This window comes from Nonomuraea sp. NPDC005501 (assembly GCF_040605905.1).
Classification (GTDB): Bacteria; Actinomycetota; Actinomycetes; order Streptosporangiales; family Streptosporangiaceae; genus Nonomuraea.
Window position 1 is genome coordinate 1 of record NZ_JBEXDT010000063.1, and the last position, 23,648, is coordinate 23,648.

Annotated in this window: 24 protein-coding genes; 9 read left to right on the plus strand and 15 right to left on the minus strand. The window is 71.9% G+C overall.

From position 1 onward, the window contains the following. Nucleotides 1-190 (minus strand): hypothetical protein (locus ABZS51_RS27060; RefSeq protein WP_355446447.1); only part of this gene is annotated, 190 nt, incomplete at its 3' end. Here ABZS51_RS27060 and ABZS51_RS27065 point away from each other — a divergent pair. After that, complete coding sequence (locus ABZS51_RS27065) at nt 173-1,027, plus strand: DNA polymerase ligase N-terminal domain-containing protein (RefSeq protein WP_355446450.1); 855 nt, start codon at nt 173-175, stop codon at nt 1,025-1,027. The genes ABZS51_RS27060 and ABZS51_RS27065 overlap by 18 nt on opposite strands. A gap of 97 nt (nt 1,028-1,124) precedes the next feature. Here the strand turns inward: ABZS51_RS27065 and ABZS51_RS27070 are convergent, their stop codons facing one another. Beyond that, complete coding sequence (locus tag ABZS51_RS27070; protein ID WP_355446453.1) at nt 1,125-2,255, minus strand: NAD(P)/FAD-dependent oxidoreductase; 1,131 nt, start codon at nt 2,253-2,255, stop codon at nt 1,125-1,127. A gap of 47 nt (nt 2,256-2,302) precedes the next feature. Continuing rightward, nucleotides 2,303-3,736 carry a DHA2 family efflux MFS transporter permease subunit gene (locus ABZS51_RS27075; RefSeq protein ID WP_355446455.1) on the minus strand — a complete coding sequence of 478 codons (1,434 nt, stop codon included), beginning with the start codon at nt 3,734-3,736 and terminating at the stop codon, nt 2,303-2,305. Between the two features lie 137 nt (nt 3,737-3,873). Between ABZS51_RS27075 and ABZS51_RS27080 the strand changes: the two genes are divergently transcribed. Both ABZS51_RS27080 and ABZS51_RS27085 read left to right on the plus strand, forming a co-directional pair. Beyond that, nucleotides 3,874-4,464: a helix-turn-helix domain-containing protein gene (locus tag ABZS51_RS27080; RefSeq protein ID WP_355446458.1), complete on the plus strand. Its 591-nt coding sequence runs from the start codon at nt 3,874-3,876 to the stop codon at nt 4,462-4,464. Nucleotides 4,465-4,532: 68 nt separating this feature from the next. Then, a complete protein-coding gene (locus tag ABZS51_RS27085; RefSeq protein WP_355446461.1) occupies nt 4,533-4,988 on the plus strand; it encodes a GNAT family N-acetyltransferase in 456 nt (151 codons plus the stop codon). A 5-nt stretch (nt 4,989-4,993) separates the two neighbouring features. Here the strand turns inward: ABZS51_RS27085 and ABZS51_RS27090 are convergent, their stop codons facing one another. From ABZS51_RS27090 to ABZS51_RS27125, 8 genes are all read right to left on the minus strand, one after another. Beyond that, a complete protein-coding gene (locus ABZS51_RS27090) occupies nt 4,994-5,923 on the minus strand; it encodes an aldo/keto reductase (RefSeq protein ID WP_355446464.1) in 930 nt (309 codons plus the stop codon). Continuing rightward, nucleotides 5,920-6,225: an L-rhamnose mutarotase gene (locus ABZS51_RS27095; protein WP_355446467.1), complete on the minus strand. Its 306-nt coding sequence runs from the start codon at nt 6,223-6,225 to the stop codon at nt 5,920-5,922. Before ABZS51_RS27095 ends, ABZS51_RS27090 begins: the two co-directional genes overlap by 4 nt. Next, complete coding sequence (locus ABZS51_RS27100; RefSeq protein WP_310708664.1) at nt 6,225-7,217, minus strand: ABC transporter permease; 993 nt, start codon at nt 7,215-7,217, stop codon at nt 6,225-6,227. Before ABZS51_RS27100 ends, ABZS51_RS27095 begins: the two co-directional genes overlap by 1 nt. Then, nucleotides 7,214-8,692, minus strand: a complete 1,479-nt coding sequence (locus tag ABZS51_RS27105) for a sugar ABC transporter ATP-binding protein (protein ID WP_355446470.1) — start codon at nt 8,690-8,692, stop codon at nt 7,214-7,216. The genes ABZS51_RS27100 and ABZS51_RS27105 overlap by 4 nt, the downstream gene beginning before the upstream one ends. Further along, nucleotides 8,692-9,723: a sugar ABC transporter substrate-binding protein gene (locus ABZS51_RS27110; protein WP_355446473.1), complete on the minus strand. Its 1,032-nt coding sequence runs from the start codon at nt 9,721-9,723 to the stop codon at nt 8,692-8,694. The genes ABZS51_RS27105 and ABZS51_RS27110 overlap by 1 nt, the downstream gene beginning before the upstream one ends. An 89-nt stretch (nt 9,724-9,812) precedes the next feature. Next, nucleotides 9,813-10,547, minus strand: a complete 735-nt coding sequence (locus tag ABZS51_RS27115) for an SDR family oxidoreductase (RefSeq protein WP_355446476.1) — start codon at nt 10,545-10,547, stop codon at nt 9,813-9,815. Further along, nucleotides 10,544-11,857 (minus strand): L-fuconate dehydratase, encoded by a 1,314-nt coding sequence (locus tag ABZS51_RS27120; RefSeq protein WP_355446479.1) that lies wholly within the window; start codon nt 11,855-11,857, stop codon nt 10,544-10,546. The genes ABZS51_RS27115 and ABZS51_RS27120 overlap by 4 nt, the downstream gene beginning before the upstream one ends. Then, nucleotides 11,854-12,699 (minus strand): fumarylacetoacetate hydrolase family protein, encoded by an 846-nt coding sequence (locus ABZS51_RS27125; protein WP_355446482.1) that lies wholly within the window; start codon nt 12,697-12,699, stop codon nt 11,854-11,856. Before ABZS51_RS27125 ends, ABZS51_RS27120 begins: the two co-directional genes overlap by 4 nt. A 498-nt stretch (nt 12,700-13,197) precedes the next feature. Between ABZS51_RS27125 and ABZS51_RS27130 the strand changes: the two genes are divergently transcribed. Together ABZS51_RS27130 and ABZS51_RS27135 are read left to right on the plus strand one after the other, a co-directional pair. Further along, nucleotides 13,198-14,382: a cytochrome P450 gene (locus ABZS51_RS27130; protein ID WP_355446485.1), complete on the plus strand. Its 1,185-nt coding sequence runs from the start codon at nt 13,198-13,200 to the stop codon at nt 14,380-14,382. Between the two features lie 57 nt (nt 14,383-14,439). Continuing rightward, nucleotides 14,440-15,540 (plus strand): hypothetical protein, encoded by a 1,101-nt coding sequence (locus tag ABZS51_RS27135; RefSeq protein WP_355446488.1) that lies wholly within the window; start codon nt 14,440-14,442, stop codon nt 15,538-15,540. Between the two features lie 10 nt (nt 15,541-15,550). Here the strand turns inward: ABZS51_RS27135 and ABZS51_RS27140 are convergent, their stop codons facing one another. The 4 genes from ABZS51_RS27140 to ABZS51_RS27155 form a co-directional block, all read right to left on the minus strand. Further along, the gene (locus tag ABZS51_RS27140) at nt 15,551-16,363 is read right to left on the minus strand and encodes a DUF559 domain-containing protein (RefSeq protein ID WP_355446491.1); all 813 of its coding nucleotides are present in this window, start codon (nt 16,361-16,363) and stop codon (nt 15,551-15,553) included. A gap of 315 nt (nt 16,364-16,678) precedes the next feature. Next, the gene (locus ABZS51_RS27145) at nt 16,679-17,512 is read right to left on the minus strand and encodes an SRPBCC family protein (RefSeq protein ID WP_355446494.1); all 834 of its coding nucleotides are present in this window, start codon (nt 17,510-17,512) and stop codon (nt 16,679-16,681) included. Further along, entirely contained in the window at nt 17,505-18,071 is a 567-nt protein-coding gene (locus ABZS51_RS27150) for a helix-turn-helix domain-containing protein (protein WP_355446497.1), read from the minus strand. Before ABZS51_RS27150 ends, ABZS51_RS27145 begins: the two co-directional genes overlap by 8 nt. Before the next feature lie 76 nt (nt 18,072-18,147). Further along, the gene (locus ABZS51_RS27155) at nt 18,148-19,170 is read right to left on the minus strand and encodes a GDP-mannose 4,6-dehydratase (protein WP_355446500.1); all 1,023 of its coding nucleotides are present in this window, start codon (nt 19,168-19,170) and stop codon (nt 18,148-18,150) included. A 256-nt stretch (nt 19,171-19,426) separates the two neighbouring features. On the opposite strand from ABZS51_RS27155, the gene ABZS51_RS27160 reads away from it, so the two are divergent. The 4 genes from ABZS51_RS27160 to ABZS51_RS27175 all read left to right on the plus strand — a co-directional run bounded on the left by ABZS51_RS27160 (nt 19,427) and on the right by ABZS51_RS27175 (nt 23,612). Next, nucleotides 19,427-20,662 (plus strand): glycosyltransferase family 4 protein, encoded by a 1,236-nt coding sequence (locus tag ABZS51_RS27160; protein WP_355446503.1) that lies wholly within the window; start codon nt 19,427-19,429, stop codon nt 20,660-20,662. A gap of 58 nt (nt 20,663-20,720) precedes the next feature. Further along, on the plus strand, nt 20,721-21,437 hold the full coding sequence (locus ABZS51_RS27165; RefSeq protein ID WP_355446506.1) for a methyltransferase domain-containing protein: 717 nt from the start codon (nt 20,721-20,723) through the stop codon (nt 21,435-21,437). Further along, nucleotides 21,434-22,474 carry a prenyltransferase gene (locus ABZS51_RS27170; protein WP_355446509.1) on the plus strand — a complete coding sequence of 347 codons (1,041 nt, stop codon included), beginning with the start codon at nt 21,434-21,436 and terminating at the stop codon, nt 22,472-22,474. Before ABZS51_RS27165 ends, ABZS51_RS27170 begins: the two co-directional genes overlap by 4 nt. Before the next feature lie 157 nt (nt 22,475-22,631). Next, nucleotides 22,632-23,612 (plus strand): DUF1702 family protein, encoded by a 981-nt coding sequence (locus ABZS51_RS27175; protein ID WP_355446512.1) that lies wholly within the window; start codon nt 22,632-22,634, stop codon nt 23,610-23,612. The last annotated feature ends 36 nt before the right edge of the window (nt 23,613-23,648 follow it).

The following is a 23,648-nucleotide window of genomic DNA, read 5'->3' on the forward strand; positions in this document are numbered from 1 at the left end:
CGTGCGACCAGTCGTCGGAGGCGAGCAGGATCTCGCAGACGGTCCGCGAGTCGCGCATGGCGCACGACAGGCCGGTGCCGAGGACCGTGTCGGCGCCGAGCCTCCCGCCCGCGACCCCTCGTCCGGCCTCGACGGCTCCGACGGCGCCCGGGAGCCCGGCGGCGCCGCGTACGTGATCCAGGAGCACCACGCCCGCTCCCTGCACTGGGACCTGCGGCTGGAGCGCGACGGCGTGCTCGCCTCGTGGGCCGTCCCGAAGGGCCTGCCGGCCGACCCCGCCGTCAACCACCTGGCCGTCCACACCGAGGACCACCCGATGGAGTACCTCTCCTTCCACGGCGAGATCCCGGCGGGCGAGTACGGCGGCGGCACGATGACGATCTGGGACCGGGGCACGTACGAGACGGAGAAGTGGTCGGATCGCGAGGTCAAGGTGGTGCTGCGCGGGTCCCGCGCCTCGGGACGGTTCGTGCTGTTCCAGACGAACGGCAAGAACTGGATGATCCACCGGATGGACCCGCCGGCGCGCGACCCGTTCCCGCCGCTGGAGCCGATGCTGCCGATCGAGCGCGCCCGGCCGCCGCGCGACGAGGAGGCGTACGCGTTCGAGTTCGCGTGGGGCGGCCGGCGGCTCCTGGTGCCGATCGACGGCGGCCGGACGGACGCCGCGCGGGAGCACCCGTGGCTGCGGCCCCTCGCCGCCTCGTTCGGCAGCCGCAGCGCGGTCCTGGACGGCGAGGTCGTCACGCTGGGCGGCGCGGAGGTACTGGTCTGCTACGACCTGCTGTACGACGACGGCCGCTCGCTGGTGGCCGAGCCGTTCACGGTTCGCCGCGCGGCCCTGGAGGCGCTCGGACTGTCGGCGGCGCGCTGGCAGACGGCCCCGTCGTGGCCGGGCCAGGCGGCACCGGTCCGCCGGGCCGCCCGCGAGCAGGGCCTGCCGGGCGTCGTCGCCAAACGCCTCGACGCCCCGTACGAGCCGGGCCCGTCCAGGGCATGGCTCCTCATCCCCTCCGCCAAGCCGTAGCGAACGGCGACCAGCACGTCAGGCAGGTGGGATGAGCTCCGCCCCGGCGCCCCGCGAACGGAGCGGGAGCCGAGGCACGGTGCGCGGTGAAGCCGGGTCAGTTGACGCGGATGTCGGGGAAGAGCGGCTCGGTGGAGTCGGTGTCGGGCATGAGGACGGCGAGCATCTCCGCGGTCCGCTTCCCCTCGTCCGCCGAACGGGCCAGCATCACGGCCTCGTAGGCGGCCAGGGCGTCTTCGACCGTGGGGTGGTCGACGAGGGCCTGGGCGAGTTCGGCGCCGTCGAGCATGGCGAGGTTGGCGCCGACGCCGGCCGGCGGCATCAGGTGCGCGGCGTCGCCGAGCAGGGTGATGCCGGGCACGCGCTGCCAGATGTGCGGGACGGGCAGCACGAAGATCGGCCGGTTGACGAACGGGCCCTCGTTGAGGCGCAGCATGGCGAGCAGGCTCTCGTCCCAGCCCTGGTACATCTCCAGGAGCCGGGCACGGACGGCGTCGGTGTCGTCGGGGGCGAGGCCGGCGTTCCAGTCGAGAGGGCCGCGGAAGGCGATGTAGACGCGGACGTGGGCGTTGCTGTTGCGCTGCGCGATGAGGCTGAGGCGGCCGGCCTTGGCGGTGAAGGTGCCCTGGCCGATCAGCCGGGCGAGGTCGGGGTGGCGGTTGTCGATGTCGTCGAAGTGGATCTCGACGAAGGTGACGCCGCTGTAGACGGGTTCGGTGTCGGTGAGGGCGGGGCGAACCCGGGACCAGGCGCCGTCGGCGCCCACCACCAGGTCGAACACCTCGCTGCCGCCGTTGGCGAAGTCCAGGCGCACCGTGCCGTCCGGCAGGGCGGTGGTGGTCTCCACGGAGTGCTCCCAGCGGACGGTGCCGGGGAGGAGGGAGTCCATCAGCAGGGTGCGCAGCTGTCCGCGGTCGATCTCGGGGGCGGCGGTGTCGTCTGGCTCGGGGACGAAGTGCCGCACCATGACGGCGTTGCGGTCCATCATGCGCAGTTCCTGGCCTTCGGGACGGGACAGGGCGAGGAACTGGTCGAACAGCCCGGCGGCGCGCAGGGCGACCTGGCCGGTGGGGGCCTGGATGTCGAGGGTGCCGCCCTGGGAGCGGGCGGTGGGGTCGGCCTCGCGCTCCAGGACGGTGACGGGGATGCCGTGGTTCTGCAGGATGCGGGCGCAGACGAGCCCGCCGGGGCCGGCGCCGATGATCGCGATACGGGAAGTGCCGGTCATGGGGTGGTGCTCCGTTCCGTAAGGGAGTGATTGAGGGATGGAGAGGGTCAGCTCTGCTGCTTCTCGGCCTTGGGCAGGAGGCAGGCGAGGGCGATGGGCGCGGCGGTGAAGGCGACGGTCCACCAGAAGGCGGTGCCGAACGCCGTGGCCGGCCCGGCGGCGGTGTGCGGGGCGTGGCCGATGGCGCGGGTCAGGACGATGGCGATGACGGTGGTCCCGAACGGCGCGCCGATGCGCTGGACGATGTTGAACGCGGTGGTGCCGCGGGCGATCTCGGCCTTGGGCAGCCCGGCGACGGCCAGTGCGCTGATGGAGGGGGTGCCGGCGCCGATCCCCATGCCCCGCACGACCAGGGACACGATCAGTAACCAGGTCATGTCACGGGTGGCGGGGAAGGCGAACGGGATGGTGCCCAGTGCCATCAGGATGAAGCCGCCGATGATCCGCCACCGGGCGGGGACATCGGCCAGAAGCTTCTTGGCGAAGATGATCAGGACGGCCGCGCCCAGGCCCTGGGGCACCAGGAGCAGGCCGGCTTCGATGATGGAGGCGCCGCGCACCTGCTGGAAGTACAGGGGGAGCAGCAGGAGCCCGCCGAACATGGTGAAGCCGGACAGGACGGTGAGGCCGCCGGCGACGGTGAAGCTGCGGTCCCTGAACAGCCGGACGTCGATCAGGGCCTTGGTCCCATCGCGCAGGGACCACAGGACGAAGGCGGCGAGCAGGGCGAAGCCCGTGGCGATGGGAGCCCACACGCCGGCGGAGGCCGGGCCGCTGCCGGCGTCGACGTTGCTCAGGCCATAGATCACGGCGACCAGGGCGGGGGCGAGCAGGGCCAGGCCGACGGCGTCCAGGGAGCGCTTCTGGCCATCGTCCTGCCTGGGCGGCAGAACGATCCGGGCGAGGATCAGCCCGGCGACGCAGAACGGGATGTTCACCAGGAACAGCCAGCGCCAGTTCGCGCCCTGGACGAGGGCGCCGCCGACGACGGGGCCCAGGATCGGGCCGACCTGCACCATGAGGGACAGGCTGCCCATGGCGACCATCAGGCGTTCCCGGCCGGCGGCCTGGGCCATCAGGGCCATCATCGCGGGCAGGATCAGCCCGGCGCCCAGGCCCTGCAGGACCCGGAAGCCGATCAGCGAGGGCAGGTCCCAGGCCAGGCCGGACAGCACCGAGCCGGCGAAGAAGACCCCGAGCGCGGTCGTCCACGTGGCCCGGCCGCCCAGGCGGTCGATCATCCAGCCCGACAGCGGCACGACCGCGGTCATCGCGAGCAGGAACCCGGTGATCACACACTGGGTGGCGGTCAGGCTCGTGCCGAACACCTGGGCGAGGTGGCCGACCGCGACGTTGACGATCGTCGAGTCCAGGATGCTCGCGATCGCGCCGACCCCGAGGGCGACGATCGTGAAGGTGAGCCGCCGGTCGCTGACCTGCGGCGGAGCGCCGGTCGTCGCGGGTTGCTGCGTCGTTTCCATCTGGGGGCTTCCTCTCAGCAGGTCGGCGAGGGGCGCCGGGGCGCCACCGGCGCGCTCCATCACCATAGGCGGATCTGCACCGAAATCAAAACTGATTCGACTTCGGACTCATTCCGGCGACTCGGTAGGATGGGAGGATGACGGAGACCACGGGGCGCCGCGAGCGCAAGAAGGCCCAGACCCGCCAGGCCCTGGCCGACGCCGCGCTGGCGCTGTTCAGCGAGAAGGGCTTCGACAACGTCGGAGTCCGGGAGATCGCTCAGGCCGCCGACGTCGCCCTGAGCACGCTGTTCCAGCACTTCCCCAGCAAGGAAGCGCTCGTCTTCGACATGGACGCCGATCTGGAGGCCGGCCTGGTGGCCGCCGTACGCGACCGGCCCGCCGGGCAGAGCGTCCTGCACGCCCTGCGCGACCACCTCACCGCCAGAGAGCAGCAGCGCGGCGATGACGACGACCCGGTCCACGCCGCCCACGCCGCCCTGGTGAACTCCAGCCCCGCGCTGCGCGAGTACGCGCGTGGCATGTGGCTACGTCACGAGGACGCCCTGGCCGCGGCCATCGCCGAGGCCGCCGGTGTTCCCAGGGATGATCTCGCCGCCACCGCCCTGGCCCGGTTCGCCCTGGAATGCCCTTCCCTGGTCCGTGGCGGCCACGACCTCCGGCAGCTGTTCGACCTGCTGGAACACGGCTGGGGAGGCTGGCTCACCGACCGGACGCACCGGCCCTGAGGCCAGGCCACACCCGCCGGCCGCCCGAGCGGAGGGCCAGGGGAGACCGGATAGGCCATACTCGTCGAGTGCTCATCTCGGACATCTCCCCGCATGACGACCCCTTCGGCCAGGAGCTGCTGGACCTGCAGCACGCCGCGTACGCCGTGGAGGCGCGGCTCATCGGCGACGACCGGATCCCGCCCCTGCACGAGACCCTGGACGCGCTGCGCGCCGAGCCGCTGACCTGGCTGGGCGCGTTCGACGAGGACGGGCGGTTGGCGGGCGCCGTGGCGTGGGAGGAGACGCCGGACGAGGTGGACGTCAACCGGCTGATCGTGCACCCCGGCGCCCACCGGCGCGGCATCGGCCGCGCGCTGGTCGAGGAGGTCGTGGCGCGGGCGGCCGGCCGCCGGGTGGTCGTGTCCACCGGCCGCGACAACGTCCCCGCCCGGACCCTGTACGAGCGGCTGGGGTTCGAGGGGCGGGGTGAGCGCGAGGTGATCCCGGGGCTGTGGATCGCCAGCTACGCCCTCACCGCCTGACCGTCTCAGGGGGCAGGGGGCAGCAGGCCCTCCGCCTCCAGCTCCGACCACAGGTCCTCCGGCACCGGGCGGTCCCACAGGGCGGCGTTGGCGTGGACCTCCTCCGGGGAGCGGGCGCCGAGCACGATCGAGGCCACCGCCGGGTGCCGCAGCGGGAAGGTCATCGCCGCCTGAGGGAGCGGCACGCCGTACGACTCGCAGACCCGGGCGACGCGGTGGGCCCGGTCGAGGACGGCGGGCGGCGCCGGGGCGTAGTCGAAGGTGCCCGAGGGTCGCGCGGTGGCCAGCAGGCCGCTGTTGAACACCCCCGCCGCGAGCACCCGCACGCCGCGTTTCGCGCACGTCTCCAGCAGCGGCAGCCCCGACTGGTCGAGCAGGGTGTAGCGGCCGGCCAGCATGACCACGTCGACGCCGGTCTCCTCCACGAACCGCAGCGGCGCCTGCCACTGGTTCATGCCGACCCCGACGGCCTTGACCACGCCCTGGTCGCGCAGCTCGGCCAGCGCCGGGTAGGCGTGGGCCAGCGCCTCCTCCATGTGGTCGTCCGGGTCGTGGATGAGCGCGATGTCCACGGCCGGCAGGCCCAGCCGTTCCAGGGACTCCTCCAGCGAGCGGCGGACGCCGTCGCGCGAGAAGTCCCAGACCCGGACGTGGTCGGCGGGAACGTCGAAGCCCTGATCGTCGTGCCCGTCCCGGCCGGACGGCACCAGCAGGCGGCCGACCTTGGTGGACAGCACGTATCCGGTACGGCCGGCGAGCGCGGCCCCGAGGCGGCGCTCCGACAGGCCGAGCCCGTAGTGCGGGGCCGTGTCGAACAGCCGGACCCCACTGTCCCAGGCGGCGTCGACCGTGGCGCGGGCCTGCTCCTCGCTCACCGCCTCGTACAGCCCCGCGATCGGCGCCGCGCCGAACCCGTGGCGCGGTAACGTGATCATGTCATCTCCCACACCAGTGAGAGCCCGCCGGAGCCCTTGTCGAAGTCTCCGTCGAGCAGCCGGTTCATCCTGGCCTGCCACGCCTGGTCGGCGGGGTGGTCGCGGAGGGCGGCCTGCAGGGCGGCGTAGTCCTCGACCTCCACGAAGTGGAACAGGTCCAGGCCGTCGCGGTAGATGCGCCACGAGCGCACCCCGTGCTCGCGCATGGCCTGCTCCAGCTCGGCCGGGATCTCGGCGTGCTCCCGGTCGTAGATCTCCTCGCAGCCCGGTCTGAGCCGGGTGCGCAGAGCGAGCCGTTCCATCAGTCCTGCGCCTTTCCGCCCGCGATGCGGCTGATGATGAGCGCGATCAGGATGATCCCGCCGTACACGACCGGCTGCCAGAAGCCGGAGACGCCCTTGAGCGTGAGGATGTTCTGCACCAGGCCGATCACGAGGACACCGGTCAGCGCGCCGAGGATCGTGCCCTTGCCGCCGTCCATGCTCACGCCGCCGATGACCGCCGCCGCGAACACCATGAAGATCCAGCCGACGCCCTGGTTGGAACCGATCGCGCCGAGGCGGCCCGTCTCCAGCACGCCGGCGAGCGCCGCGAGCGTGCCGCCGAGGATGAACACGCCCCACAGCACCCGGTCCACGCGGATGCCGGCGGCCCGGGCGGCGTCGATGTTGCCGCCGATGGCGTACAGGGAGCGGCCGATCCGGAAGTAGGCGAGCCCGGCGATGCCGGCCGCGAACAGCACCCCGGCGATCCAGATGGCCGCCGGCAGGCCGAACCAGACGGCGCTGCCCAGGTAGAGGATCGACTCGGGGAGCTCGAAGAGCGTCTTGCCCTCGGTCGGGCCGAGCTGGAGCCCGTGCACGATGATCAGCATGGCCAGCGTCACGATGAACGCGGACAGCTGGAACTTGACGATCAGCCAGCCGTTGAACGCCCCGATGGCCGCCCCGACCAGCAGGCAGAGCGGGATGACCAGGCCGCCGGGCAGGCCGAGGCCGAACCCGCCGGCCGAGGCCGGGATCACCAGCATGACCGCGATCGCGGGTGCCATGCCGACCGTCGACTCCAGCGACAGGTCGAACTTGCCGGCGATCAGGATCATGGCCTCGGCCAGCACCAGCAGGGAGATCGCCGCCTGTTGCTGGAGCACGTTCGTCAGGTTGCCGCTCGTCAGGAACGTCGGGTCCAGGAACGCGCCCACGACGAGCAGGATGAGGATCACCGGGACCAGGGTCAGGTCCCGGAGCCGGGCGAGCCGGACCCGGGGGGTCGGCGACGCGGTCAGTGTCGTCACTGTTCAATGCCTTCCATCACGGCCACGAGCTCGTGGTCGGTCCACCCACGCGGCACGTCCTTCACGACCCTGCCGTGGAACATCACCAGCACCCGATCGCAGACGCGCAGGTCGTCGAGGTCGTCGGAGACGAGCACGGCTCCCGCGCCCCGCTCGACCGCGTCCTCGACGGCGCCGAGCAGGGCCTGCTTGGCCTTGACGTCGACGCCGGCCGTCGGGTTGATCACTACCAGCGCGGACGGCTCGTCGACCAGCGCCCGCGCGAACACCACCTTCTGCGCGTTGCCGCCGGACAGGTCGCCGACGGGCTGCTCCGGTCCTTCGGTCTTGATGTCCAGGTCGCCGATGAGCTGTACGGCCCGGGCCCGCTGCCTGGACGGGGAGATCGTGCCGAGGCGGCCGAGCTTGCGGGCGACGGGGATGGTGGCGTTCTCGGCCACCGACAGCAGCGGCACGAACCCCTCGTGGTGGCGGTCCTCGGGGACGAAGCCGAGCCCGGCGCGCAGCGCGGACGGCACGTCGCCGGGGCGGACCCGGACGCCGTTGACCGTGACCGTGCCGGTATCGGGGCGGCGCAGGCCGACGAGGGTCTCGGCGAGCCCGACCTTGCCGCTGCTGGCCGAGCCGGCCAGGCCGACGACCTCGCCGGACCGGACGGCGAGGTCCACGTCCCGGTAGCGGCCACCGAGCGACAGGCCCTCCCCCGCGAGCACGACGCGGTCGCCGGCCGTGCGAGCACGCGCCTCGTAGGCGACCGTGGCCTCCCCGGTCATGGCGCCCACCAGCTCGTCGTGGGGGAACCCGGCGACGGGCCGGGTGACGATGTGCCGGGCGTCGCGGAAGACCGTGACGCTCTGACAGATCTCGTACACCTCGTCGAGGTGGTGCGAGATGTACATCATCGTGACGCCCTGCTCGCGCAGCGCCCGCATGCGGGTGAACAGCCGGTCGATGGCCGGGCCGTCGAGGCGGGCGGTCGGCTCGTCCAGGATGATGAACCGGGCGCCGAACGACAGCGCGCGGGCGATCTCGACGAGCTGGCGCTGCTCGACGCTCAGGTCGCCGGCCAGCGCCTGGACGTCGACGTCCACCTCGTACGTGTCGAGCAGCTCGCGGGCCCTGGCCCGCAGCGCCCGCCACCTGATCATCCCGCTGTCGGTCTGGCGGTTGAGGAACAGGTTCTCGGCCACGGTGAGGGCGGGGATGATCGTGGACTTCTGGTAGACACAGGCGACGCGACGCCGCCACGCGTCACGGTCGGCGAGGGCCGGCGCGGGCTCCCCCGCGAACAGCACCTCGCCCTCGTCCGCCGGCTGCAGGCCGGTGAGGATCGACACCAGCGTGGACTTGCCCGCGCCGTTCCGGCCGACGAGGGCGTGCGTCTCGCCCTCGGCGATCGCGATGCTCGCACCGTTCAGCGCCACGGTCGGCCCGAAGCGCTTCACCACATTGCGCGCTTCAACGTGATATTTCATCACTTGACCTGATTGCCCCAGAGGTTCTTGTCATCCACGTTGTCCTTCGTCACCAGCGGGGCCGGAAGCTGGTCCTCCAGGCCGTTGGGAAGCTGGATGATCGAGCTGTCGTGGTCCGTCGCGCCCGGCTTGAAGGTCTTCCCCTCGGTCGCCGCCTTCGCGTAGAACATCGCGTACTTCGCGTACAGGTCGGCCGGCTGGGAGATCGTGGCGTCGATCTCACCCTTGCGGATCGCCTCCAGCTCCTGCGGGATGCCGTCGTTGGAGATCACGAAGACGTGCTTGGGGTCGCTGGGCGGGACGAGCAGGCCCTTCTGCTTGAGCACCTGGAGTGTCGGGGCCAGGTGGACGCCGCCGGCGTGCATGTAGACCCCCTTGATGTCCGGGTTCTGCTCCAGGCGGGTCTGCAGCATGGACGCGGCCTTGCTGCCCTCCCACTCCGTCGGCTCCTCGAAGACCGTGATGCCGGGGAACTTCGTCTTCATGCACTCGCGGAACGCCTCGGCGCGGTCACGGCCGTTGATCGAGCCGAGCGAGCCCATGAGCTGGACGACCTTGCCCTTGCCGCCCAGCTTCTCGCCGAGGAACTCGCAGGCCTTGGTCCCGTACGCCCGGTTGTCGGCTCGGACCACCATGTAGACCTTGCCCTTGTCGGGGCGGGTGTCCACCGAGACGACGGGGATCTTCTTGTTCTCCAGCGTCTGCAGGGTGGTGGCGATCGCGCCGGTGTCCTGGGGGGCCATGACGATCGCCTTGGCGCCCTGGCCGACCAGCGCCTGGACGTTGCTGACGAGCTTGGCCACGTCGTTCTGCGAGTTGGTGGGCTGCATCAGCTCCACCTTCTGCTCGGCGGCCATCTGCGGGACGTACTTGATATAGGAGTTCCAGAAGTCGGAGTCGGCGCGCGGGTAGTCGACGCCGACCTTCCCACCGCCCGCCGCGCCGCTGCCGGTGGTGGACGTAGTACTGGAGCCGCACGCGGCGACGACCGCCATGAGGGCCGCGCCGGCGACGACCGGGCCGAGCTTCATCGTGGAGAGCCACCTTCCTCGGGCTGGGCCGGTCCCCCCACTGGGGCCGGCCCTGGATTGCTGTCTTCAGTTCGAGGGCCTGCGGGCCCTCAGGTGGCGGGGCGCAGCCGCAGCCCCTGCATGCCTCCGTCGACCGCGAGCGCCGTGCCCGTGGTCGAGCTCGACTCCGGGCTCGCCAGGTACGCGATCGCGGCGGCGACCTCCTCGGCGGTGACCAGGCGGCCCATCGGCTGCCTGGCGTTCAGCGCCAGGCGTTCCGCCTCCGGGTCGTCGGCCACGTCGAGCAGCCGGCCCACCCACGGGGTGTCGGCGGTGCCGGGGTTCACGCAGTTGACGCGGATGCCCTCACGGACGTGGTCGGCGGCCATCGCCAGGGTCAGCGAGAGCACCGCCCCCTTGGTGGCGCTGTAGAGGGCGCGGTTCGGCAGGCCGGCGGTGGCGGCGATGGAGCAGGTGTTGACGATCGCCGCGTGCTCCGACCTGCGCAGGTACGGCAGCGCCGCCCGGCTCACCCGGACCATGCCGAGCACGTTGACGTCGAAGACCCGCTGCCACTCGCTGTCGGGGTTGTCCTCGACCGTCCCCTGTGCGCCGATGCCCGCGTTGTTGACGACCACGTCGATGCCGCCGAGCCGCTCGGCCGCCTCGGCGACGGCCGCGCGCACCTCCGCGTCGTCCGTGACGTCCACCTTGACACCGACGAACGGGTCGCCCGGGGGGTTGAGGTCGAGGCACGCCACCTTCATGCCGCGCTCGGCCAGCAGGGTCGCGGTGGCCAGGCCGATGCCGGACCCGCCGCCTGTCACGATCGCTCTGAGACTCATGCGTCCTTCCAGACCTCGCCGTCGGGGAAACTGTGGGCCGCGATCGACTCGGGGCGCATCTCCGCGCTGAAGCCCGGCGCGGAGGGCGCGCGGTACCTTCCGTTGTCGATCACGACCGGGTCGATGAAGTGCTCGTGCAGATGGTCGACGTACTCGATCACCCGGTCGTCCATGGAGCCGCTGACCGCCGCGTAGTCGAACATCGACAGGTGCTGCACCAGCTCGCACAGCCCCACCCCGCCCGCGTGCGGGCAGACCGGGACGCCGAAGCGGGCCGCGAGCAGCAGGATGGCGATGTTCTCGTTGACGCCGCCGACCCGCGCCGCGTCGATCTGCAGGTACGAGATGGCGCCGGCCTGGAGGAGCTGCTTGAACACGATGCGGTTCTGCACGTGCTCACCCGTGGCGACGGGGATGGGCCTGATGCCCTCGGCGATGGCGGCGTGGCCCAGCACGTCGTCGGGGCTGGTCGGCTCCTCCACCCAGTGGGGGCCGAACTCGCCGAGCGCCTTCACCCAGGCGATGGCGGAGGCGACGTCCCAGCGCTGGTTGGCGTCGATCGCGATCGGGTAGTCCGGCCCGCACACCTCGCGGGCCACCCGGAAGCGGCGCACGTCGTCGGCCAGATCGGCGCCCACCTTGAGCTTGATCTGCCGGAAGCCCTGGTCGAGCGCCTCCTTGCAGAGCCGCCGCAGCTTGTCGTCGTCGTAGCCGAGCCAGCCGGGCGAGGTGGTGTACGCGGGGAAGCCGTCGCGCCGGAGCGTCTCGATGCGCTCACGCTTGCCGTCCTCGGCCCGCCTGAGGATCTCCAGGGCCTGCTCCGGCGTCAGCGCGTCGCTGAGGTAGCGGAAGTCGACCAGGTCGACGATCTCCTCGGGGGTCATCTCGGCCAGCAGCAGCCAGACCGGCTTGCCCGCGCGCTTGGCCTTGAGGTCCCACAGGGCGTTGACCACGGCGGAGATCGCCATGTGCATGACGCCCTTCTCGGGGCCCAGCCAGCGCAGCTGCGAGTCGTTGACCATCTCCTTGTAGAGCGCGCCGAGGTCCTCGGCGTCCCTGCCGATCACGTACGGCCTCAACGCGGTGATCGCGGAGGTCTGCACGTCGTTGCCGCGCCCGATCGTGAACGCGAACCCGTGGCCGGAGAAGCCGTCGTCGGTCCTGAGCACGACGTAGGCGGCGGAGTAGTCGGGGTCGGGGTTCATCGCGTCGGAGCCGTCCAGCTCGCGCGAGGTGGGGAAGCGGATGTCGTGGGTCTCCATCTCCACGATCCGGTACGGCCGCGCCGCCTTTCCGACGTCTCCCGTCATGCCTGCCCCACCGTCTGCCGCTGCCGGCCCAGGCCCTCGATCTCCAGCTCCATCACGTCGCCGGCCCGCAGGTACGGCTGGCCGGGCATGCCCATGGCGACGCCGGCCGGGGTGCCGGTGTTGATGACATCACCGGGTTCGAGCACCATGAACCGGCTCAGGTAGCGCACGATCTCCGCCACGTCGAAGATCATGTTCTTGGTGTCGCCGTCCTGGCGCAGCTCGTCGTTCACCCACAGCCGCAGCGCCAGGCTCTGCGGGTCGGGGATCTCGTCGGCGGTCACCAGCCACGGCCCGAGGGGGTTGAACGTCTCGCACGACTTGCCCTTGTCCCACTGGCCGCCACGCTCAAGCTGGAACTCCCTCTCGGAGACGTCGTTGGCCACCGCGTACCCGGCGACGACGTCGAGCGCCTCCTCGCGGCTGTCCAGGTAGCGGGCCCGCTTGCCGATGACGACCGCGAGCTCCACCTCCCAGTCGGTCTTCACGCTGCCGCGCGGCACCAGCACCTCGTCATACGGCCCCACCATGGTGTTGGACGCCTTCATGAACACGACGGGCTCGGCCGGCACGTCGGCGCCGGACTCGGCGGCGTGGTCGCGGTAGTTGAGGCCGATGCAAACGATCTTCCCCGGACGCGCGATCGGCGGCCCCACCCGCAGCCCCTCGCCGACGACGACGGGCAGCTCGTCGCGCTCCAGCGCCTCGCGGACGCGGGCCACTCCCCCGGAAGCGAGGAAAGCACCGTCGATATCGGGCTCTCCGATGTCACGCAGGTTGCCGGCGTCGTCCATCACCACCGGCCGCTCCTGCCCGACAGGTCCTACTCGCAGCAGCTTCACACCGCATCCTTCGTCCATACATCGGATGTCTATAGCTCTGATGCTGCTGGGCGTGGTGGGGGCATGTCAAGCCTTCCTGGAGCGATACATCGGATCCGTGACGCGAAATATGCCGACGTAGCACCTGAAGTCCCCCAGGACGGGATCGAAGCGCCCCAAAAGATCACCCGACCGGGCCGCAGAGACATCGGAGGAGGACGAACCCCCGGCCCGGCCTGGACGGCGCATCCGTGCGGCCCGATCATCGGACGGCTTCTCCGATCAGCCCTCACCCGGAGGAGCCCCTGGGAGGGCCCGCGCCTTGTCGCCCCTCGCCACGGCACTCCCGGCCGCCGAGCGGACAAATCGCGACAGCCAAACACCCGATGTCTCATACCCGCCAAGGGAAGCGGTGAAGCGCGGGTGGCCATGCGGGAGCAGGTGCGCTTGACTGGAGGGCACACCGCAATAGAACACGTTCCAGATAGCTGGGAACCATCCCCCTAGAGGTGAGTCACCGTGCGGATCGACCTCGTCGACCAGGACCTGTACGCGCAATCCGGACCACCCCTCGACCAGCTCCGCTGGCTGCGCGAGCACGAACCGGTCTACCGCCACGAAGGCGACCCGGCGTTCTGGGCGGTCACGCGCTACGACGACGTCGTGCAGGTGTCGCGGCGCTCCGACGTGTTCTCCTCGGAGCGCAGGCTCGCGCTGTTCGACGAGATGCCGGAGGAGCAGCGGGCGTTCCAGCGGATGATGATGCTCAACCAGGACCCTCCGGAGCACACGCGGCGGCGCTCGCTGGTCAACCGGGGCTTCACCCCGCGCACGATCGGCGCCCTGGAGCAGCACATCCGGGAGATCTGCGACGACCTGCTCGACAACTGCTCGGGCGAGGTGGACTTCGTCACCGAGGTCGCCGCCCCGCTGCCGCTGTACGTCATCTGCGAGCTGCTCGGGGCGCCCGTGTCCGACCGGGACAAGCTCTTCTCGTGGTCCAACCGCATGATCGGCGCCCAGGACCCGGACTACGCGGACGCGCCCGGCGAGGGCGGCGACGCGGCCATGGAGCTCTACGCGTACGCCAACCAGCTCGCCGCCCAGCGCCGGGAGAACCCGCGCGACGACATCGTCACCAGGCTCATCCAGTCCGACGAGCACGGCCAGACCCTCGACGAGAACGAGTTCGACCTGTTCGTGCTGCTGCTGGTCGTGGCGGGCAACGAGACCACCCGCAACGCCGCCTCGGGCGGCATGGTGGCCCTGTTCGACCACCCGGAGCAGTGGGAGCGCCTCGTCGCGGACCCGTCGCTGGCGCGCACGGCCGCCGACGAGATCGTCCGATGGGTCTCGCCGGTCAACCTGTTCCGCCGCACGGCCACGCGGGACGTGACGCTCGGCGACAAGCAGATCAAGGAGGACGACAAGGTCGTGGTGTTCTACTCCTCGGCCAACCGGGACGCCTCCGTCTTCCCCGACCCGGAGGTCTTCGACATCGGCCGCGACCCGAACCCGCACATCGGCTTCGGCGGCGGCGGCGCCCACTTCTGCCTGGGCAACCACCTGGCCAAGCTGGAGCTCAGGGTCCTGTTCGAGCAGCTGGCCCGCCGCTACCCGCGCCTGCGCCGCACGGGCGAGGCCCGGCGGCTGCGCTCGTTCTTCATCAACGGCATCAAGGAGCTCCCCGTCTCGGTCGGCTGAGCACCAAGATCGTTTTTCACGGGGCGGACGGCGGGCCGGCTGCCTAGCCTGGCCTGCATGACCGCCTCCCCCGCCCCGCCCACCACCGCGAGAGCCGACGTCCACGTCTCCTACCGTCAGCTCCTGGTCGCCGAGCCGGGGCGTGACCATCCCGGCAGCGTCCCCAACGGGCTGACCGCCTCCGTCCCCGGCGCCGCCGTGATCCTGACCGGCATCCACACCGGCGTCGTGGACGTCACGGTGCGCCTGGCCGCGACCCGGCCACCCGTGGACACGGGCTGGGACGAGACGGAGGAGGTGGAGCTCGTCACGTTCACCGGCGAGATCCACGTGTGCGGCCTGATGTCGGAGCATCCCGCGGCCCTCCCGGTCCTGACACCGCAGGGACCGGGACGGTACGGCATGCGCGTGCAGGCCCGCGGCCGCGACCTCGACCCCGCGGCGGTGCCGAAGGTGCCGTTCGAGTTCTACCTGGTGACGGTGTGGCCGCTGGACGTGGGGTCCGAGGCCGCCGCCCGGCTGGGAGTGGGGGTCGCCGAGGAGCTGGGACTGCCGGACAAGTCCTCCGAGCTCCGGCGATGGGCGCGCGAGCACGGGGTACCGCAGTCGGAACGAGCCCGTTCGCCGCGGTCGGAACGAGCCCGTTCCCCGCGGTCGGAGCCGGGCCGGGCGGCGGGCCTGGGTGCGCCGCTCCGCCTGCCCACGGCGGTGCGTGGTGTGGTGCCCGTGGTGGATCACCGGATCCGGATCGTCAATCCCTTCCAGGACGTCGCCGCCCCGCCGCCGCTGCCGGACGGGCTCGTCGCCGCCGCCCCCGACTCGCTGCTCATCCGTACGGAGAAGCGCAGGGGCGTCGTCGGCATGCACGTGACCTGGCAGCCCGCCGCGCCCCGGACGCGCGGGCGGGGCTGGGAGCAGTACGAGGAGATCGAGTTCGTCACCACGACCGGCGTGATGCGCGTACAGGGCATGGCTGTCGAGGACGGTGGCGAGACGAACCTGACGCCCCAGGGCGCGGGCCGTTACGGGCTGCGGGTCCACGGCCGCGCCCGTGACGCCGACCGGCTGTCGGACCGGCTGTCGAACCGGCCGGGCGAGTCGTACCTGCTGGTCGTGTGGCCCGCCGCCCTGGGCGCCGCAGCGACCCTGGCACCGTGACGAGGCATGGTCAGCGGTGGCGCTGGCGGTGGGTGTGGCGGGCGGCGCGGATGCGGGAGAGGATGCGGGTGGTCTGGCGTGGTGTGGGGCGCCAGCCGCATTCGATGAGGGCGTTGGCGACGTGCTCCAGCAACGCCGCCGTCTGGCCGGGGATCGCGTCCTTGCGCACCGGGATGACGCGCCACCCGTGCCGACGCAGCTCCGCGCGGCGGGTGTCGTCGCGGTGCTGGTCGGCCGTGGAGGTGTGGTGCTCCTGGCCGTCGTACTCGACCGCCAGCCGGTACGGCCTCCAGCCGAGGTCGAGGTAGGCGTGGCGGTCGCCGGCCAGGGTGACGCGGATCTGGGTGGCGGGGCGGGGCAGGCCGCCGTCCACGAGGATGACGCGCAGCCAGCTCTCCCGGGGTGAGCCAGCGCCCCGATCGGCCAGGGCGAGCGTGTCACGCACCTGCCACGAGGGGGCGCGACGCCACAGCTCCTCCAGGTCCACCCCGCGCCGGGCGAACTGGTCGAGGGCGGCCACCGCCTCCAGGCGCGGCAGCCAGCGGGCGCAGTCGAGCGCCGTGCGGCCGGGGGTGGTGACGCGCACCCCCTTGTGCGCGGTCACCTCCTCCGGCCGCAACAGGCAGACGTGGGTCACGCAGCCGGGGAGCGCCAGGTGACCGGGGGCGGCCAGCTCGACCGGCCAGTCGGCGTCGGCCGTCCCCGGGCTGAGCACGCGCAGGCCCCACACGTGCGCGGCGGTCTGACGGCAGGCGACGGCCTGCGGCACCGCCCTGGTGACGCTCCGCGCCCGGTCGAGCAGCGTGGCCCGACGACGCGGCACGCATTCCAAGGGCACGGGCACCGAGGACGTGGATGCCGGGGATACGGGCGCCCGAGACATGGGCCCCGGGGACACGGGCTCCGGAGACACGGGCGTCGACGGCATGGGCGCGGACGGCACGGGGGTCGTGGCCTGTGAGGGAGGGGGCGGTTTCACCCGCTCAGGATGGCGGGGGCCAAGGCCGCCCCCACGCGCCGAACGGGGTTCTGTGGACGACGCGGGCCCGTCCACAGAAGCGGGCCGTCCAGAGGCCGGGCCAGGAGGCGGCGGCGCGCCCGCCTGGCCCCCGGCGAGGAGCTCAGGAGGCAGGGGCTCCTACTCGACCCAGATGGGCCGCCAGTCCGGGATCTCGTGGAAGCGGCGCAGCTCCGACAGCCCCGCCAGGATGCCGCCCCAGGCCCCGTACGGCGGGCGCTCGCCCTCGAAGCCGCTCTGCACCAGCGTCAGCCGCGTCCGCCCGCCGGAGCCCTCCAGCTCCCAGGTGCCGACGCCGGTGGGGCCCCAGTCCACGGAGAGCCGCCGCCCCGGCTCCAGTTCGAGGATCTTGGCGGGCTGGGGGTTGTCGAACCCGCCCATGGCGTAGCGCCCGCCCACGTACGGCTCGATCGCGATGGGGAACCCGAACCAGCGCGTCACCTTCTCCGAGTCGACCAGCGAGTCGAACACCGCCTCCGGCGCCGCGTCGATGACCACGCCGGCGCTCATGTCCCGCGTGGTGAAGTCGATCTTCGGGGTCAGCTCGCGGCCCTCCAGGTGCTCGGCCAGGTTCGCCAGGGCCAGGCACCAGTACGTCTGCAGGACCCCGCGGATGCCGGTGTTGGCCATGGCCTCCTGGTGGTCGTAGTGGCTCTGCGTGATCGTCACGATCGTGGCGTCCGGGCCCTCTTCCTCGACCCCGAACTCGGCGGTCGTCTCGACGCCGCCGAGTGTCCAGGCGAAGCGGACCGTGCGGTCGTCGGCGTGCAGGAGCCGCTGGTGCGGCGCGTCGCCCTCGGGCGTGTGGCGGCCCCAGAAGGCGAAGGAGCCGTCCGGGCCGGCCTCCGCGCGCTCGGCCAGCCAGATCCGCATGGCGGCGGGGTCGGTCAGCGCGTTCCGGACCTCTTTGACGGGGGCCTGGACGCGGGCGCGCAGGGTCATCGGGTCACTCATCGTGCTCCTCCTTCGGTTGCACCGGGTAACAGGCGACGGCGAGCTTGAAGGCGTCTCCCTCGGCTCCGCCGTACCTCGTGAACAGCTCCTGCAGCGTGGTCTGCAGGTCGCTCAGGAACCGCTGACGGTCCTCCGGCCGTACGTGGATCTCCCCCGACACGCCGATCGACGGCAGCTCGGGAGCGGTGCGGTCGAGGGCCGCGACGTCGGCCTGGACCTCCTCCATGAGGTCCAGCAGGTAGCCGAGGCTCAGCTCGTCGCGCGCCCTGCGCAGCCCGATCCGGCCCACCAGGCGCGGCGACAGCCAGTACGCGCGGGCGCCGGCCCGGTAGATGCCCTCGCTGATGCCGCGCACCTTGCGCTCCGAGACCAGGTCGACGAGCCCTGCCTCGACGAGCCGTTTGACGTGGTAGTACACGCGCTGCGGCGTCTGGCCGAGCCGCTCGGCGACCTCGGTGCAGGTCCGCGGCTCGGCGAGCTGCCGCAGCACCTCGACGCGCTGGGGCTTCAGCAGGGCCTCGGCCTGCTCGATCTCTTCCAGGTACAGGACGTCTCTCATCGCAAAAACAAGCTTTTACGTAAAAAGCAATTTTGTCAATGGGGCGCGGCGAAGGAGCCCGCGAGCACGGGGAGGATCAGGGCCAGGAACTGTCCTGGTCGTGGTCGCCGCCCTCGGAGAGCAGGCTGATGTCCGACTCGACCATCATCGCGACCAGCTCGTCGAACGGCACGGTGGGCTCCCAGCCGAGCTGCACCCGCGCCTTCTTCGGGTCGGCGCAGAGCAGGTCCACCTCGGCGGGGCGGTGCAGGGCCTGGTCGGTGACGACGTACCGCTCCCAGTCGAGCCCGGCCGCGGCGAAGGCGGCCTCGGCCAGCTCCCTGACCGACTTCATGTGGCCGGTGCCGATCACGTAGTCCTCGGGCACGCCGGCCTGGAGCATGAGGTGCATGGCCCGCACGTAGTCGCCGGCGAACCCCCAGTCGCGCCGCGCCTCCAGGTTGCCCAGGCGCAGCTCGTCGGCCAGCCCGAGCTTGATGCGGGCCACCCCGAGCGAAACCTTGCGGGTGACGAACTCGGCGCCGCGCCGCGGCGACTCGTGGTTGAACAGGATCCCCGACACCGCGTACATGCCGTACGACTCGCGGTAGTTCTGGGTGAGGAAGTGCCCGTACGCCTTGGCCACCCCGTACGGCGAGCGCGGGTGGAAGGCGGTGCGCTCGTTCTGCGGCGTCTCGCTGACCTGGCCGAACATCTCCGACGACGACGCCTGGTAGAAGCGGATCTGGCCGCCGGCCGTGCCGCCGCGCGACACGCCGGAGCAGACCCTGATGGCCTCCAGCATGCGCAGCACGCCCATCCCGGTGACCTCGGCGGTCAGCTCGGCCTGCTCCCACGACATGGGCACGAACGAGATGGCGCCCAGGTTGTAGACCTCGTCGGGCTGCACGCGCTCCACGGCGGAGATGAGCGATCCCTGGTCGAGGAGGTCGCCGCGCACCACCTGGACGTCGGCGAGCAGCTTGCGCATCCGCGACACGCGCGGGTTGGCCTGGCCGCGGACCAGCCCCCAGACCTCGTAGCCCTCGCGGAGCAGGTGCTCCGCCAGATAGGAGCCGTCCTGGCCGGTGATGCCGGTGATCAAAGCGCGCCTGGCCAACGGGTCCTCCCCTATCACTACCGCGTCTGCTTGGGACGGGAATGTACAGCTAAGGCATTGTCACAGCACCAAGTGACCTAGAACACGTTCCACCGAATCCCGCTCGGGCATGCCAATGTCGCAGTTCGCACGCCATGCGGACGAGGTGAGGAACAATTCCAGGCGACCTACCGAATGGTAGCCTTTTCGGACTAAGGTCATCTTTCACGGTACACGCCGGACTCAGCGTGCCTACCGGCGGAGAAAGGGGTGTCCGTTGCGGATCGCGCTGCTGTCCTACCGCAGCAAGCCGACCTGTGGGGGGCAGGGCGTCTACCTGCGCCACCTGAGCCGCGAGCTGGTGGCGCTCGGGCACCACGTCGAGGTGTTCTCCGGACAGCCGTACCCGGAGCTGGACGAGGGCGTCGTCCTCAACGAGGTGCCGAGCCTGGACCTCTACCGCGACGAGGACCCGTTCAGAACCCCCAAGCTGCACGAGTACCGCGACTGGATCGACGCGCTAGAAGTCGGCACCATGTGGACGGCCGGCTTCCCCGAGCCGCTGACGTTCACCCTGCGCGCCCTCCGCGAGCTGAAGAAGCGCGTCGGCGACTTCGACGTCGTCCAGGACAACCAGACCCTCGGCTACGGCCTGCTGGGCATCCAGAAGCTGTTCCCCGTGGTCGGCACCATCCACCACCCGATCAGCGTGGACCGGCGCATCGAGCTGGAGGCCGCGCAGGGCTCCAAGCGGCTGTCGCTGCGCCGCTGGTACGGGTTCGTCAAGATGCAGGCCCGCGTCGCGCCCCGGCTGAGCCCCATCCTCACGGTCAGCGAGTCGTCGCTGGCCGACATCCACCGCGACTTCAACGTCCCCCAGGCCAACATGCGCCTGATCCCCCTCGGCGTCGACACCCGCTACTTCCACCCGCGCCCGGACAAGCCGCGGCGCAAGGGCTCGATCGTCGCCGTGGCCAGCGCCGACTCCCCCATGAAGGGCGTCGCCACGCTGCTGCGCGCCGTGGCCAAGCTCGCCACCGAGCGCGACGTCAACCTCACCGTCGTCAGCAAGCCCACGCCGGGCGGCCCCACCGAGCAGCTCGTCCAGGAGCTGTCGCTGCAGGAGCGCGTCCGCTTCGTCCACGGCATCTCCGACGACGAGCTCGGAGAGCTGATCGCGACCTCCGAGATCTCGGTCGTCCCGTCCCTGTACGAGGGCTTCTCGCTGCCGGCCGTCGAGCACATGGCCTGCGCCACGCCGCTGGTCGCCAGCCGCACCGGGGCGCTGCCCGAGGTGGTCGGCGACGCGGCGATCCAGGTCGCGCCCGGCGACGCGGAGGAGCTGGCCGCGGTGCTGCGGCGGCTGCACGACTCCCCCGAGGAGCGCGAGCGGGTGGGCCGCGCCGGATACGAGCGGGTCATGGAGCGCTACACCTGGCACGTCGTGGCCAAGCGGACCGTCGAGGCGTACCACGAGGCCATCGCCGCCCACCGGGCCCGCCGTACCCGCTGACCGGCCCGCCCCCAAGCCGTGCAGCCCCCTTCTAGCTGATCACAAGGAGACGGATCAAGTGCTGACCGTGGACTTCGCCCGGCTGCCCGTCGGGCCCGGCACACGCGTGCTCGACCTGGGGTGCGGCGGGGGCCGGCACGCCTTCGAGGTGCTGCGCCGAGGCGCGGACGTGGTCGCCTTCGACATGGACCAGGCCGAGCTGGACGGCGTGGCCGCCATGTTCGCGGCGATGGACAAGGCCGGCGAGGTGCCGCCGGAGGCGACCGGCGAGACCGTCCGGGGCACGGCGCTGGAGATGCCGTTCGAGGACGGGAGCTTCGACCGGGTCATCGCCGCCGAGGTGCTGGAGCACATCCCCGACGACATGGCCGCCATGCGGGAGATCTTCCGGGTGCTCAGGCCCGGCGGCACGGCCGCGATCACCGTTCCGAGCTTCCTGCCCGAGCGGATCTGCTGGGCGCTCGACGAGGACTACCACACCGCCCCCGGCGGTCACGTCCGCATCTACACGCTGGCCGAGCTGTCGGCCAAGCTCAAGTCCACCGGCTTCGTCATCGGCCCCCACCACCACGCCCACGGCCTGCACGCGCCGTACTGGTGGATCAAGTGCGCGGTCGGCGTCAACAACGCCGAGCACCCGCTGGCCAAGGCGTACCACGAGCTGCTGGTGTGGGACATCATGAAGCGCCCCGCCGCCACCCGCCTCGCCGAGGCCCTGCTCAACCCGCTCATCGGCAAGAGCGTGGTGCTCTACGTCAGGAAGCCCGCGGCGTGATCGGCCGCGAGGAGGTCGTCCGTACGGCCTTGAGCATCGCGGCGATTCAGCAGGACGACGGCGGCGTGCCGTGGCCCGAGGGGCACGTCGACGCCTGGAACCACGTCGAATGCCTCATGGCCATGACCGTCGCCGGGCTGGACGGGCCCGTACGGCGCGGCTACGACTGGCTGGAACGGCACCAGCGCGAGGACGGCTCCTGGCCGATGAAGCTGGTCGACGGCGTCGCCGCCGAGCGGGGCGGCGAGACCAACCACGCGGCGTACGTGGCCGCCGGGCTGTGGCACCACCACCTGGTGACCGGCGACCAGCAGGTCACCGAGCGGCGCTGGCCGATGGTCAAGGCCGCCCTGGACTACGTCGCCGGGCTGCAGACCCCGCGCGGCGAGATCGTCTGGGAGAGCGACGCGCAGGGGCGGCCCTCGACGTACGCGCTGCTCACCGGCTGCTCGTCCATCCACCAGGCGCTGCGCTGCGGCGTGCTGCTGGCCGAGCACCTCGGCGACCCGCAGCCGCACTGGGAGCTGGCCGCCGACCGGCTCGCGCACGTGCTGTCGGCCCACCCGGAGGCGTTCGCCGACAAGAGCCGCTTCTCGATGGACTGGTACTACCCGGTCCTCGGCGGGGCCGTGCGCGGGGCGCAGGCGGCGGAGCTGCTGGAGCGCGAGTGGGACACGTTCGTGGTGCCCGGCCTGGGGATCCGGTGCGTGTCGGACCAGCCGTGGGTGACGGGGGCCGAGACGTGCGAGCTGACGCTGGCGCTGGACGCGCTGGGTCAGCGCGAGCGGGCGGAGCGGCTGTTCACCGACATCCAGCACCTGCGGCACGAGGACGGGTCGTACTGGACGGGCTGGCAGTTCGCCAACCGCAAGCACTTCCCGCACGAGCGGTCCGGGTACACGGCGGCCGCCGTGGTCCTGGCAGCCGACGCGCTGGAGGGGCTGTCGGGGGGCGCCGGGCTGTTCCGCGACGTGAGCGCGACGCCCGTCCCGCCGTCGGACCCGGACCTGTGCGGGTGCACGCCGGCCCGCGCCTGATCTTGCCCTGCCCCGGCTCCGCAAGGGCTTTTGCGCTTTCTTTGCCGTAAAAGCCGGAGCGGCACCCTGGGCAGGCGCAAGCGGGTCACTAGCGTCGGGAGTGGCCGTACGAGGCGTCTTCGGGGGAAGCGTGGGCGACACGGGCACGACTGCTTTCTTGCATCATGACGGGATCGATCCGGCCTCTGCGCCCCCGGCCGGCGGTTGGCGCAGGCTGCTGGCCCGGGACGCCGACGAGGTGGTCGCCGGCCCCTGGGCCGCCGGACCCGCCCGGCGCGCCGTCGAGGAGGCCGAGAGCTCCTACGTGTCCGGCTTCAATGCCGCTCTGGCCCGCGATCCTGCCGTGTTCCAGGAGCTGCTCGACGGGCTGCCGCACGAGCGGTGGACGTTCGCCTGCGAAGGTGCGGGGGCGGCGAGCGCGGTGCTCGACCTGCTCACCCTGGCGCGGGGCCGGCGCCTGCGCGAGCTGCTGTCCGGACCGGCCGCGCGCCACCACCACGCCGTCCACCTCGGCGCCGGGCGCGGGTACGCGCTGCTGCGCCTGCCTCCGGTACGCGGGGCGCGCCGGGGGCATCCGCTGCTGCGCTGGCTGGCGGTCGACGGGTACGGATTCCAGCGGAGCCAGGAGTCGAACGCCCGCATGCTGGACGAGCGGGCCATGCCGGGGCTGCTGACGCGGGCCCGCTGCGCGACGTTCGACCAGGGGCTCGGCCGGCTGCTGTGGCACCACGAGCGGGCCTCGGCCGTGGCCGTGGCGGACCGGATCGCCGGGTTCCCCGTGGGGCGACGGGCCGACCTGTGGGCAGGGGCCGCCTTCGCCGCCACCCGCACGGGCGGCGCCACCGGCGAGGAGCTGGCGCTGCTGACCGAGCGGGCGGGGGCCGACGGGTACCGGTCCTGCCTGGCTCAGGGGTGCGCGTTCGCGTCGATGGCCGTGGTGCGGGAGGGGGCGCTGCTGGGGCCGGCCATGCTGGCCGTGCCGATCCTGGCGGGGGCCGAGCCGGAGGAGGCGGCGTCCTGGGCGGACCGGTCGCTGCTGGCGCTCGGCCACGACGTCCGCACGCACGACGACTACCTCGCCTGGCAGGCGGAGACCCGCCGCGCCTGGTCCCGCCGCCACCACCTCGTCACCCGCTGACGCCCCGCCGCGATCCCGGCCCCGGCCCCGGCACGC

Coding starts and splice junctions, on each gene's coding strand:
- ABZS51_RS27090 (WP_355446464.1), bottom strand. CDS start 5,923: ATGATCACGTTACCGCGCCACGGGTTCGGCGCGGCGCCGATCGCGGGG.
- ABZS51_RS27120 (WP_355446479.1), bottom strand. CDS start 11,857: ATGACGGGAGACGTCGGAAAGGCGGCGCGGCCGTACCGGATCGTGGAG.
- ABZS51_RS27145 (WP_355446494.1), bottom strand. CDS start 17,512: ATGAGTGACCCGATGACCCTGCGCGCCCGCGTCCAGGCCCCCGTCAAA.
- ABZS51_RS27135 (WP_355446488.1), top strand. CDS start 14,440: ATGACCGCCTCCCCCGCCCCGCCCACCACCGCGAGAGCCGACGTCCAC.
- ABZS51_RS27110 (WP_355446473.1), bottom strand. CDS start 9,723: ATGAAGCTCGGCCCGGTCGTCGCCGGCGCGGCCCTCATGGCGGTCGTC.
- ABZS51_RS27075 (WP_355446455.1), bottom strand. CDS start 3,736: ATGGAAACGACGCAGCAACCCGCGACGACCGGCGCTCCGCCGCAGGTC.
- ABZS51_RS27070 (WP_355446453.1), bottom strand. CDS start 2,255: ATGACCGGCACTTCCCGTATCGCGATCATCGGCGCCGGCCCCGGCGGG.
- ABZS51_RS27095 (WP_355446467.1), bottom strand. CDS start 6,225: ATGGAACGGCTCGCTCTGCGCACCCGGCTCAGACCGGGCTGCGAGGAG.
- ABZS51_RS27150 (WP_355446497.1), bottom strand. CDS start 18,071: ATGAGAGACGTCCTGTACCTGGAAGAGATCGAGCAGGCCGAGGCCCTG.
- ABZS51_RS27115 (WP_355446476.1), bottom strand. CDS start 10,547: ATGAGTCTCAGAGCGATCGTGACAGGCGGCGGGTCCGGCATCGGCCTG.
- ABZS51_RS27105 (WP_355446470.1), bottom strand. CDS start 8,692: ATGAAATATCACGTTGAAGCGCGCAATGTGGTGAAGCGCTTCGGGCCG.
- ABZS51_RS27080 (WP_355446458.1), top strand. CDS start 3,874: ATGACGGAGACCACGGGGCGCCGCGAGCGCAAGAAGGCCCAGACCCGC.